At 72.7% G+C, this 11,828-nt stretch carries 6 protein-coding genes and 1 pseudogene; 4 read left to right on the forward strand and 3 right to left on the reverse strand.

Annotated elements, in window-relative coordinates; genetic code table 11:
* Positions 1-34: 34 nt before the first annotated feature.
* Entirely contained in the window at positions 35-1,447 is a 1,413-nt protein-coding gene (locus HGN31_RS04335; RefSeq protein ID WP_168783803.1) for an ammonium transporter, read from the reverse strand.
* A 385-nt stretch (positions 1,448-1,832) separates the two neighbouring features.
* Here HGN31_RS04335 and HGN31_RS04340 point away from each other — a divergent pair.
* Positions 1,833-4,047, forward strand: a pseudogene (locus HGN31_RS04340) (transglycosylase domain-containing protein); the annotation flags it as partial.
* Between the two features lie 667 nt (positions 4,048-4,714).
* On the opposite strand, the gene HGN31_RS04345 reads toward HGN31_RS04340, so the two are convergent.
* Together HGN31_RS04345 and HGN31_RS04350 are read right to left on the reverse strand one after the other, a co-directional pair.
* Positions 4,715-5,323, reverse strand: a complete 609-nt coding sequence (locus HGN31_RS04345; RefSeq protein WP_036711199.1) for an MlaC/ttg2D family ABC transporter substrate-binding protein — start codon at positions 5,321-5,323, stop codon at positions 4,715-4,717.
* Complete coding sequence (locus HGN31_RS04350) at positions 5,313-6,095, reverse strand: MlaA family lipoprotein (protein WP_168782433.1); 783 nt, start codon at positions 6,093-6,095, stop codon at positions 5,313-5,315. Before HGN31_RS04350 ends, HGN31_RS04345 begins: the two co-directional genes overlap by 11 nt.
* Before the next feature lie 143 nt (positions 6,096-6,238).
* Here HGN31_RS04350 and HGN31_RS04355 point away from each other — a divergent pair, with 143 nt between their 5' ends.
* From HGN31_RS04355 to trkA, 3 genes are all read left to right on the forward strand, one after another.
* Entirely contained in the window at positions 6,239-7,981 is a 1,743-nt protein-coding gene (locus tag HGN31_RS04355; RefSeq protein ID WP_168782434.1) for a type I secretion system permease/ATPase, read from the forward strand.
* A gap of 800 nt (positions 7,982-8,781) precedes the next feature.
* Positions 8,782-10,026 (forward strand): HlyD family type I secretion periplasmic adaptor subunit, encoded by a 1,245-nt coding sequence (locus HGN31_RS16430; RefSeq protein WP_244961196.1) that lies wholly within the window; start codon positions 8,782-8,784, stop codon positions 10,024-10,026.
* Positions 10,027-10,453: 427 nt separating this feature from the next.
* Positions 10,454-11,827, forward strand: a complete 1,374-nt coding sequence (gene trkA, locus HGN31_RS04365; RefSeq protein ID WP_043134092.1) for a Trk system potassium transporter TrkA — start codon at positions 10,454-10,456, stop codon at positions 11,825-11,827.
* The last annotated feature ends 1 nt before the right edge of the window (position 11,828 follow it).

The following is an 11,828-nucleotide window of genomic DNA, read 5'->3' on the forward strand; positions in this document are numbered from 1 at the left end:
CAGGAGTGCGGGGGCGCGAGGCCCCCGCCGGCGGTCAGTTGTAGGCGTTCTCGCCATGCGTGGTGAGGTCGAGCCCCTGCCGCTCGTCGGTGGCGCTGACGCGCAGGCCGACGGTGACGCGCACCAGGTGGATGGCCACGAACGAGACGATCCCCGACCACAGCACGCAGATCACCACGCCGAGCGCCTGGGCATAGACCTGCGACCCCATCGAAAACTCGGCCACGGCGCCCGCGGCGTAGTCATAGACCCCGGTGCCCCCCAGCGAGGGGGCAGCGAAGACGCCGGTGAGGATCGCGCCGACGATTCCGCCGACCCCGTGGATGCCGAACACGTCGAGGCTGTCGTCGATCCCGATCCGCGACTTGAGCGAGACGACGACCCACATGCAGATCAGACCGGCGGCCAGCCCGATGGCGATGGCGCCCATCGGCCCGACGAACCCGGCCGCCGGGGTGACGCCCACGAGGCCCGCGACCGCGCCCGAGACGCCGCCCAGCAGCGACGGGTGGCCGCGCATGGCCCACTCGCCCGCCGCCCAGGCCAGCGCCGCGGCGGCGGTGGCCACGGCGGTGTTGATGATCGCCAGCGCCGTCAGCCCGTTCGCCTCGAGGTTCGAGCCGGCGTTGAAGCCGAACCAGCCGATCCACAGCAGGCAGCCGCCGACCATGGTGAGCGTGAGGTTGTGGGGCGCCATCAGCTCCTTGCGGTAGCCGATGCGGGGACCGGCGACCATCGCCGCGACGAGGCCCGCGACACCCGCGTTGATGTGGATGACGGTGCCGCCGGCAAAGTCGAGCGCGCCGTGCCCGAAGAGGAAGCCCGAGGGCGCGTCGAAGGCCGAGGGGCCGCCCCACCACCAGACCATGTGGGCCATCGGCAGGTACGAGAACACGAACCAGATCACCACGAAGGCGAGGATTGCCACGAACTTCATCCGCTCGGCGGTGGCGCCGACGATCAGCGCGCCGGCGATGCAGGCGAAGGCCATCTGGAACACCGCAAAGGCGAACTCGGGGATGAACACCCCGGCCGAGAAGGTCTCGGCCAGCGAGCTGGTGGTGATCCCGCCGAGGAACGCCTTGGACAGCCCGCCGATGAACGGCGTGGTCGCGGTCGCGTCGGCGGCTGTGCCCGCCCCGGTGAAGGCCAGGGAATAGCCGAACACCACCCACAGAATGGCGATGACCGCGAACACCGTCAGCACCTGCATCAGCACCGAGAGCACGTTCCGCGACCGCACCAGCCCGCCGTAGAAGAGCGCGAGGCCCGGCAGCGTCATCATCATCACGAGGATCGCCGAGATCATCACCCAGGCGGTGTCGCCCTTGTCGGCGACCGGGGCCGCGGCTTCGACCACCGGGGCCGCCGCGGGGACGGCATCGGCCGCGACCTGCGCCAGCGCCGGGCTTGCCGCGGCGAGCGCCAGCAGGGCGGCGGCGGGCATCAGGGTCGAGGCGGTGCGCCGGGGCCAGCCGGCACCCGGGCGGGCGCGGCCCCCCGGCCTCGCGTCGGGCAGGATCTCGTCGGGCAAGGGCTGGGTCATCGGTCTCGTCCTCATCTCTGTCGTCGCTGTCGCAGCGGCTCGCCGCGTTGCGGCATCGCCTTGCACCGACTGACGCCGCGCGCGGGCGATGGCGTCCAGCCGCAGCCCCGCCTGCCCCCGCGTCGCGCCACGATCTGCCTAACGCGCAGGCAGGAAATCGCCGTCCTGCCCGATCCGGCGGCAGGTCACGAGTGGTTCAAAGGCCGAGCGATGTGTTCTCAACCCGGGCCCCGTGCTGTATGACGCAGCAGAGAAAAGGCCGCTCAACGGCCACGGGATACAGGCCATGCCACAGAACGACGGGCCCCGGCGCCCCCCCTCGGGCCGCGCCCCTACCGGCCGCCGCGTGGCCGCCGACAAGCGCTATGCCGACCCCGGCCCCGCGGCCGGCGGTGGTGGCGGTGGCGGTGGCGGCAGCCTGCCCCCGCAAGAGGCGCGGCGCCGCGCGGCCAGCCAGCCGAAGCCGCCGCGGCGGCGCGGCAACGTCGTCACCCGCGGCGTGACCGGCGCGTTTTCGCTGTTCTGGCGGATCGTCTGGGGCTCGTTCTGGCGCACCGCCGCGACGCTGGTGCTGATCCTCGGCCTCGCCACCGCCTATTTCTACTCGACCCTGCCCGAGGCGCAGGCGCTCTTCGACGGGCGCGCGCGCGGCTCGGTCACCATGCTCGACCGCGACGGCCGGGTGTTCGCCTGGCGGGGCGAGACCTACAACACCGTCGGCGCCGACAAGATCGCCCCGATCCTGCGCGACGCGGTGGTGGCGACCGAGGACAAGCGCTTCTACGGCCACCTCGGCATCAGCCCGCGCGGCATCGCCAGCGCCATCAAGATCAACATGGCCGAGGGGCGCGGCCCGCTTGAGGGCAACGGCGGTTCGACCATCACCCAGCAGGTCAGCAAGCTGCTGTGCCTGGGCGAGGAGTTCGACCCGATCAAGTGGAAGTCCGAGGCCGACTATGAGGCCGACTGCCGCAAGTCCTCGCTCTGGCGCAAGGTGAAGGAGATCCCCTACTCGCTGGCGCTCGAGACGAAGTATTCCAAGGACGACATCCTCAACATCTACATGAACCGCAGCTACCTCGGGGCCGGGGCGCGCGGGTTCGAGGCGGCGGCGCAGCGCTATTTCGGCAAGTCCGCGTCCGAGGTGACCGCGCCTGAGGCGGCGATGCTGGCCGGGCTGCTCAAGGCGCCGAGCTATTTCTCGCCCACCTCGAACCTGCAGCGGGCGCAGGACCGCGCCAACCTGATCCTCGGGCTGATGCACGAGCAGGGGTATCTGGACGACGCGCAGTTCGCCGACGCGCGGGCCCATCCGGCGGTGCTGTCGAAGGCCGCGGCGGCGCGGGCGGGCGGGTATTTCGCCGACTGGGTGATGGAATCCGGCCCCGGCTTCCTGACCACCGAGACGACCGAGGACGTCACCATCAAGACGACCTTCGACCAGACCATGCAGCGGCAGGCCGAACGGGCGCTCGCCCGGATCTTCAACGAAAAGGTCGCCAAGGGCTCGAAGGCGCAGGCCGCGGTGGTGGTCATGTCGGCCGATGGCGCGGTGCGCGCGATGATCGGCGGGCGCGACCCCGCGGGGCTGGCCGGCAGCTTCAACCGCGCCACCCAGGCCAAGCGGCAGACCGGCTCGTCCTTCAAGCCCTTCGTCTTCGCGGCGGCGCTGGACCAGGGGTTCACCCCCAACGACCGGATCATGGACGCGCCGATCACCTTCCGCATCAAGGGCGCGAAACCGTGGTCGCCGAAGAACTATACCCGCAACTACCTGGGCGAGATCACGCTGACCACGGCGCTGTCGAAGTCGATCAACACCGCCACCATCCGCCTGCAGGAGGCGGTGGGCCGCGACAACGTGCGCCGCATCGCCCAGGATTTCGGCTTCGCCCATGACCTCGCCTCGGGCCCCTCGCTGGGCCTCGGCGTGTCCGAGACGACGCTGCTCGAGATGACCGGCGCCTATGCGGGCATCCGCAACGGCGGCACGGCGGTCCGGCCCTACGGGCTGGTCGAGCTGCGGATCAAGGGCGACGACAAGCCGCTGATCGGGCAGGTCGGCGGGATGGGCACGCGGGTGATCTCGCCCAAGGCCGCGTCCGAGCTGATCTGGATGATGAAGCAGGTGATCGAGGCCGGGACCGGCACCCGCGCCCGGCTCGAGGGGCGCGAGGCGGCGGGCAAGACCGGCACGACCTCCTCCTACCGCGACGCGTGGTTCATCGGCTTCACCGAGCAGTATGTGACCGGCGTCTGGATGGGGTATGACGACAACACCCCGCTCAAGGACGTGACCGGCGGCGGCCTGCCGGCGCAGATCTGGCAGGCGGTGATGACCGAGATCCACCAGGGCCTGCCGGCGCTGCCGCTGGGCGTGATCGCCCCCGACGCGGCCGGGAACGCCATCGCGGCCAGCGACGTGGTGTCGGCCGACAGCGACGACCCGCTGGCCGCCGCGCTGGCCGAGGCGCTGGCCGCGGCCCAGCCGGTGCAGGGCGACATGGGCGGCACGCCGGGCACCCCGGGCGCGACGGTCGGCTCGGGCGATCCCTTGGGCGATGCGCTGGCCGAGGCGCTCGGCACCGCAGGCGCGGCGCCCGCGCCTGAGGCGCCTGTCGCGGCAGAGGGCGCCGCTGCGCCCGCGACCGGCTCGGGCGATCCGCTGGGCGACGCGCTGGCCGAGGCGCTCGGCGCCGCCGGCGGGGCACCCGCGCCTGCGCCCGAGGCGCCCGCGCCCTCGGGCCCACCGCCCGCCCGCGAGGTGCCCGCCCCGGCCCCGGTCACGAGCGGCCCGATCCGCCCGCGCGCCGACGCCGGCGCCCCGCCCGCGCGCAGCGCGGCCGCGCCGGACCCCGCCCCCGCTCGCGCCCCGCGCACCGCCGGGGCGACGGTCGGCACCGCCGAGACCCGCACCCCCGCCCAGAGCGCCGCGATCGAGGCCGCGCTGGCCGCAGCCCAGGGCGGCGCGGCCCCGGCCCCTGCCCCGGCCGACCGCGGCGCGACCGCGCCCGCCACCGGCGGCGATGCGCTGGCCGAGGCGCTGAACGCCATCCCCGGCCTCAACTGACCCCGGCCTCGCCTGACCCCGGCCTCAACTGACCGCCGCGCCAAATGAAAAGGGCCCGCCGATCCGGCGGGCCCTTTCTCGTGGCGACGGGACTAAGGTCAGCCCGCCTGCTGCAGATCCGCGATCAGCCCGTTCAGGTCGCCCTTGCGGCGGGCCAGCATCGCGCCGATCTCCTCGCGCTCGGACGCGAGCATGTTCACCCCCTCGATGATGAGGTTGAAGAACCGCGGCTGCCCGGTCTTGTCCGAGATGTGCCAGTCGACCTGCATAGGGCTGCGCCCGTTCAGGTAGGCGGTCGAGCTGACCGACCAGAACGACTTGACCGGCTTGGCGCCGCCGACCTCGATCTTCGAGCCGATGAACTCGCGGAACCGCTTGCCGTACTTGCGCGCGATATAGCCGGTCATCGCCTGCTTGAAACGCCCGAAGGTGGCCGGGTCGAGCCCGCGCGCCGCCGGTCCCAGCGCCGAGCGGGCGATGGCGTCCACGTCGGCGTGGCGCGTGAACACCCCCTCGAAGCGGCGGTACATCTCGGCCGGCGGGGTGCCGGCGTTGATGATGGCGAAGACCTCGTCCACAGCGCGCTGAATGGCGGCGGTGGCGCTGGCGGCAGACAACGCGGCCCAGGCCGGCATGGCGGGCAGGCCCACGGCCAGCGCCCCGGTGGCCATCAGGCCCAGGAACCCGCGGCGGGTCTCAATCGGCATATGGGTCAATGACGTCCTCTTCCTGCTTGAGCTCGAAACGGCGGTGCTGGCTGTAGAGCAGCCGGGCCTGCGCGTAGCTGTCGGCACTGTCGTGCAGAACCGAGTCCACGGTCGAGCCGAAACGCGCCCGCTCACCGGCTTTTGAGACGATGCGCGCCACCGTGCCCGCCGCCTTCTGCTCGGAGGTCAGCACGCTGTCGAGCGGGTCGATCAGCACGAAATCGACGATCTTCCCGGCGAAGTCGCGCTCGGTCGAGGGGCCGAGCACCGGCAGCTCGAGATAGGCGCCCGCCGGCACCCCCCAGACGTGCAGCGTCTCGCCGAAGTCGGTGTCGATCTCTTGCAGCGCGAACTCGCGCCCCGCGGGATCGAAGACCCCGGCCAGCCCGAGCGTCGAGTTGACGAGGAACCGCGCCGCGTTTTGCGCCGCCGGCTGGGGTCGGCCCTGCAGCAGGCTGTTGACCACCTTGCCCGGCAGCGAGAGGTTCGACCCGAAGTTGCCGACCATCTCGACCGGGCCCGGGCCCGGCTCCCACGGGTGGGGGTTCGGGGCGGCGGACGCCGTGACCGCCTCGCCGTCGCCGCGCCGCACCGCGCGGCTGATCGGGCGCAGCACGGTGGCATCCAGCGACTTGTTGAAGGCGTGGACCTGCCGGTTCATCGGCTCGTAGGGGTCGGCGATCTGCCCCTCGGGCGCCGTGGCGCAGCCTGCGAGAAGCGCGAGTGCCGCAGCGGCAAGCGCCCTGCGCGGGCGAATGGAAATCGCGGCCATGAACCTCTCCTTAACCCGTCCGTGCGATGAAGCCGACGTCGGGCCTGTTTACGCCATTGCGGATGGGATAGTGACGGAAGCGGACCGCGGCAACCGGCCAGGCAACTGGACGATGACACGAGCCTGCGACGGGAAAGGGGACGATGGCAGCGCCACCCGGACGGCATGACGGATTCGCCGAACTCAGGGCCGCCCGTGGGGGCAGCCTGGGGCTGGTCGCGGCCGTCGCGGTGTTCTCGGTCGCGGTGAACCTGCTGAACCTGACCGGGCCGCTCTTCATGATGCAGGTCTATGACCGGGTGCTGGGCAGTCGCTCGGTCCCGACGCTCGCGGCGCTGTTCGCACTGGTGGCGTTTCTCTTTGCCATGATGGGGCTGATCGACTTTGCCCGCACCCGCGTGATGGCCCGCGTGGCGATGCGCTTCCAGGACCGGATGGAGCAGCGGGTGTTCCAGGCCGCCCTCGCCGAAGGCGCGGCGACCGGGCAGACCCATGCCGCGCAAGGCGGCCTGCGCGACCTCGAGGCGGTGCGCCAGCTCATCGGCTCGCCGGTCCTGATGGCGCTGTTCGACCTGCCGTGGGCGCCGGTATTCCTGGCCGGGCTCTATCTCTTTCATCCGGTGCTAGGGGTGGTGGCCACCATCGGCGGGCTGATTCTCGTCATCACCACCTGGCTCAACCAGTCGCTGACGCGCCGGCCGCTGCAGCAGGCGGTGCTGTCAGGCCAGACCGCCGACCGCGCCGCCGACCTCTACCGCGACGAGGGTGAGCTGATCGGCGCGCTCGGGATGCGGCAGGCGACGTTCCTGCGCTGGCGCGGGGCGCGCGAGCGGATGGCGCAGGCGACGATGACCGGCGCCGACCGCGGCTCGTTCTTCGCGGTGTTCTCGCGCACCTTCCGGCTGTTCCTGCAATCGGCGCTGCTCGCCGCCGGGGCGTGGCTGGTGCTGCGGCAGGAGGTGACGCCCGGCGCGATGATCGCCAGCTCGATCCTGATGGGCCGGGCGCTGGCGCCGATCGAGCAGATCGTCGGCGGCTGGCAGGTGATCCAGCGCGCCCAGGACGGATGGGCGCGGATGGGCAACCTGCTGAGCCGCCGCCCGCCGCAGCCGCCGCGCACGCCCCTGCCCCGCCCGGCCGCCCGGCTCGAGGTGTCGAACCTCACCGTAGTGCCGCCCGGCCAGTCGGTGCCCACGCTGCGTGGGGTCAGCTTCTCGCTCGGCCCCGGGCAGGCGCTCGGGGTGATCGGCCCGTCCGGGGCGGGCAAGTCCACGCTGGCGCGCGCGCTGATCGGCGCCTGGCCGGCCGCGGGCGGCGCGATCCGCCTCGATGGCGCGACGCTCGAGCAGTATGACCCGGACGTGCTGGGCGGGCTGATGGGCTATCTGCCCCAGCAGGTGACGCTGTTCGACGGCACCATCGCCGAGAACATCGCCCGGCTCTCGCCCTCGCCAGACCCCGACGCCGTGGTCCGCGCGGCGACCGCCGCGGCGGCGCACCGGATGATCCTCGACCTGCCGCAGGGCTACGACACGCCGATCGCTCAGGCCGGCGCACGGCTCTCGGGCGGGCAGATCCAGCGCGTTGGGCTGGCCCGCGCGCTCTATCTCGACCCGGTGCTGTTCGTCCTCGACGAGCCGAACTCGAACCTCGACAACGAGGGGTCCGAGGCGCTGAACCTCGCCATCCGCGCCATCAAGGCACGGGGCGGCGCGGTGATCATCATGGCCCACCGCCCGGCGGCTATTGCCGAGTGCGAGCTGCTGCTGGTGATGAGCCAGGGCACCCGCCAGGCCTTCGGGCCCCGCGACGAGGTGCTGCGCTCGACCGTCCGCAACGCCGAGACGATCAACCGCGCCAAGGGTGCGGGCGGAGGCGTGACATGACCGCAAGCTCCCCCGGACACCGTGATGCGTCGTTCCCCTCCGGTCAGTCGGACGAGGCCGTGCCGGCTGTTGGTGAGGCGCCTGCCGCCGCGGGTGCTGATTCGAAGGTGGGTGGCTTGGGCACGGTGTCCCCGACGACCGGCAAAGCCGCTCAGCCGGCTCGGCCGGTCCACGCGCCAACCGAGCCCGCGTCCCAAGCAGCCGCTGGGTCGAATCCAGGCCGCATCACCAGCCCCTCTGCGGCCCCCGGTCCGGGCCCCGACTCCGGCTCCGGCTCTGGCTCTGGCTCTGGCTCTGGCTCTGGCTCTGGCTCTGGCTCTGGCAGGGGTACCTCCTCGACCAACGCGGGGGCCAGTACGGGCGGGGTCACCACACCCACCCCCGCAGCCCGCCCCGGCGCAACGCTCCCCGCGCTCGGCTGGGGACCGTCGTCCGCCAGCCCCCCCAGCACGAACCACCTCGGTACGCCGCCCGGTGGCACCGCGCCCCCCGCGGCCGGCGTCCCAACGCCGCGCGCAACCACGACCGCCTCGCCTCCCGGCCCTGACACCCCGGCGCCCACGCGCAGTGCCGCGCCCCCGCGGAGGGCCCAGGACCCCGCGCCGCAGCCGGGCGCGGCCAACCCGCTCGGCACCGCGGCGGTGGCCTCGCTCGCGGACACCGGCGGCAGCCCGCCCCGGCCTCCACGCCGCAGCGGGCGCGGCGGCCCCCCGGCAACCGGGGCGCCGCTCACCCCGCCCCAGACCCCGCCCGCCGCCCGCTGGTCGGCACGCGGCGCGGTCCTGCTCGGGGTCTTCGGGCTGCTGCTGCTCATCGGCGGGTTCGGCGGCTGGGCCGTCTTCTCGCGCATCGCCGGGGCCGTCGTCGCCCCCGGCCAGGTCGAGGTCGAGCAGCACCGCCAGGTCGTCCAGCACCCCGAGGGCGGGGTGGTCGAGCAGATCGCCGTGCGCGAGGGCCAGACGGTCGCCGCGGGCGACCTGCTGATCCGCCTCGACGGCACGCTGCTCCGGACCGAGCTCGCCATCGTCGAAGGGCAGTATTTCGAGGTGCTGGCCCGCCGCGGCCGGCTCGAGGCCGAGCGCGTGGACCAGCCCGAGATCAACTTTCCGACCGAGCTGACCGAGCTGGCACCCTCCCGTCCCGACCTTCAGGCGATGATCGACGGGCAGACGAGCCTCTTCCGCTCGCGCCTCGACACGCTGCACCAGTCCACCGAGCAGCTCGACGCCCAGGCCGAGCAGGTCGGCCAGCAGATCGAGGGGATCGACGCGCAGTCCGCGGCGCTCGACCAGCAGCGGGTGCTGATCGGGCGCGAGCTGAAGGACGCACAGAGCCTGCTCGACAAGGGCCTCGCGCAGGCGCCGCGGGTGCTGGCGCTAGAGCGCGAGGCGGCGCGGCTCGACGGGCAGCTGGGCGAGCTCAAGGCGGGCCGCGCGCAGGGGCAGACCCAGATCACCGAGATCGGGATCAGCAAGCTGCGCCTCGCCGCGACGCGGCGCGAGCAGGCCGAGACCGAGCTGCGCGACCTCGGCTACCGCGAGCTCGAGCTGGCCGAGCGTCGACGCGGCCTGACCGAGCAGATCGCCCGGCTCGACATCCGCGCCCCGGTCTCGGGGATCATCCACCAGCTGCAGGTCACGACGCCGCGCTCGGTCATCCGCCCGGCCGAGCCGGTGATGTACCTGATCCCGCAGGACCGCCCGCTGGTGATCGCCGCCCGCATCGCCCCGATCAACGTGGATGAGGTGCATGTCGGGCAGCAGGTCGTGCTGCGGTTCTCGGCCTTCTCGAGTCGCACCACGCCCGAGATCGACGGCACGCTCGCCCGCGTCTCTGCCGACGCGGTGGTGGACGAGGCGTCCCGGATGCAGTTCTACCGCGCCGAGGTCACGCTGCCGCAATCCGAGCGCGACAAGCTGGGCGACCTCGCGCTGATCCCCGGGATGCCGGTCGAGGTCTACATCCAGACCGGCGAACGCAGCCCGCTCGCCTATCTGGTCAAGCCGCTGAGCGACTATTTCGTGCGGGCGTTCCGCGAGCAGTAGGGCGTGAAGTGGGCGGTCCTTGGAGCGCGGTGCGCTGGATGGCCCGGCCATCCGTACATCGCGCGGCCACCTTCGCTACTGCCAGAAACGGCCGTGGCGCCACAGCCATGGGGCGCGGAGCCTCCGCTGCCGAGGCCGCCGGGCTGACCGTCGCCCGGCCAACTGCGGGACACAGTGCCACCTCACCCCGGATACAACCGTCGCCCGGCCAACCCTAGGGCGCGGAGCGACCGCCGCATCGCTGGAACGGCCGTTGCCCGACTATCCGTGGGGCCGGAGCCACCTCCGCCACCACCGCATGCAACCGTCGCCCGGCCAACCGTAGGACGCGCACCCACCTCCGCCCACCCCCCCCCAAACGCCCCACCCCATTGCCCCCCCGCCCCTGAGCGCCTATCCCCAAGCCAGCATCGCGGCGAGGGGCGGCATGAGGATCATCATCTGCGGCGCGGGACAGGTCGGCTGGCAGATCGCCCGGCAGCTCTCGGGCGAGCGCCACGACATCGTGCTCATCGACCACGACCACCGCCTGATCCAGCAGGCCAACGACGCGCTCGACGTCCAGGGCGTCGTGGGCCACGCCAGCCACCCCGAGGTGCTCGACAGCGCAGGCGCGGGCGACGCCGACCTGCTGATCGCCGCGACCGCCTCGGACGAGGTCAACATCGTCGCCTGCGAGGTCGCCCACGCGCTCTTCACCGTGCCGCGCCGGATCGCGCGGATCCGCGGCCGCGGCTATCTCAAGCCCGAATACGCCGACCTCTACCAGGCCGACAGCCTGTCCATCGACGTGGTCATCAGCCCCGAGCGCGAGGTCGCGCAGGCGGCGCTCGCGCGGCTTGACGCGCCCAGCACCTTCGACACCGAGACCTTCATGGACGGCAAGGTGCGGATGGTGGCGCTGTCGCTCGACAACGAATGCCAGATCCTGCACGCGCCGCTGCGCCAGCTCGACCAGACCTTCTTCGGCCTGCGCGCCATCGTCGTCGGAATCCGCCGGGGCGAGCGGTTCTTCGCCCCCGAGCCGGGCGACCAGCTGCACGCGGGCGACAAGGCCTATGTGGTGGCGCCCGAGGCCGACATCGCCCGCACGCTCGACATCTTCGGGATGCCGGCCGAGCGGATCGGCCGGGTGGTGCTGATCGGCGGCGGCAACATCGGGCTGGCCGTGGCGCAGACGCTCGACACCCGGGCGGGGATGAACGTCAAGCTGATCGAGCGCAACCGCGACCGCGCCGAGGCCGCGGCCGAGGGGCTCAAGCGCACCATCGTCCTGCACGGCGACGGCATGGCCCCCGAGGTGATGGCCGAGGCGGGCGTGCGCCAGGCCGACGCGGTGGTGACGCTGACCGAGGATGACCGCACCAACATCCTCGCCGCGGTGCGGGCGCGGCAGGCGGGGGCGCGGATGGTGATCGCGCTGATCAACGACCCGACGCTGCTGCCGCTGGCCGCGAGCCTCGGAATCGACGCCCAGATCAGCCCGCGCGCCGTCACCGTCAGCTCGATCCTGCGCCACATCCGCCGCGGCCTCGTGCGCGACGTCTATGCGATGGGCGACGCCGAGGCCGAGCTGATCGAGGCGCAGGTGCTGCCCGGCTCGCCCCTGGCCGGGGCGGTGCTGCGCGACCTCGACCTGCCGCGGGGGGCGCTGGTGGCGGCGGTGGAAAAGCAGGGCGAGGTCATCAAGCCGCGCCCCGACACGCGGCTCGAGGCCGGCGACCTGGTGCTGATCTTCGCGCTCTCGGGCGACATCGCCGAGGTCGAGCAGCTGCTGCAGATCTCGGCCGACTGGTTCTGAG

The organism is Paracoccus sanguinis, assembly GCF_012689545.1.
GTDB classification, from domain to species: Bacteria; Pseudomonadota; Alphaproteobacteria; order Rhodobacterales; family Rhodobacteraceae; genus Paracoccus; species Paracoccus panacisoli.

Excerpts from the sequence above, each read along its gene's own strand:
- HGN31_RS04350 (WP_168782433.1), bottom strand. The coding sequence starts at position 6,095 with ATGGCCGCGATTTCCATTCGCCCGCGCAGGGCGCTTGCCGCTGCGGCA.
- HGN31_RS04355 (WP_168782434.1), top strand. The coding sequence starts at position 6,239 with ATGGCAGCGCCACCCGGACGGCATGACGGATTCGCCGAACTCAGGGCC.
- trkA (WP_043134092.1), top strand. The coding sequence starts at position 10,454 with ATGAGGATCATCATCTGCGGCGCGGGACAGGTCGGCTGGCAGATCGCC.
- HGN31_RS04345 (WP_036711199.1), bottom strand. The coding sequence starts at position 5,323 with ATGCCGATTGAGACCCGCCGCGGGTTCCTGGGCCTGATGGCCACCGGG.
- HGN31_RS04335 (WP_168783803.1), bottom strand. The coding sequence starts at position 1,447 with ATGCCCGCCGCCGCCCTGCTGGCGCTCGCCGCGGCAAGCCCGGCGCTG.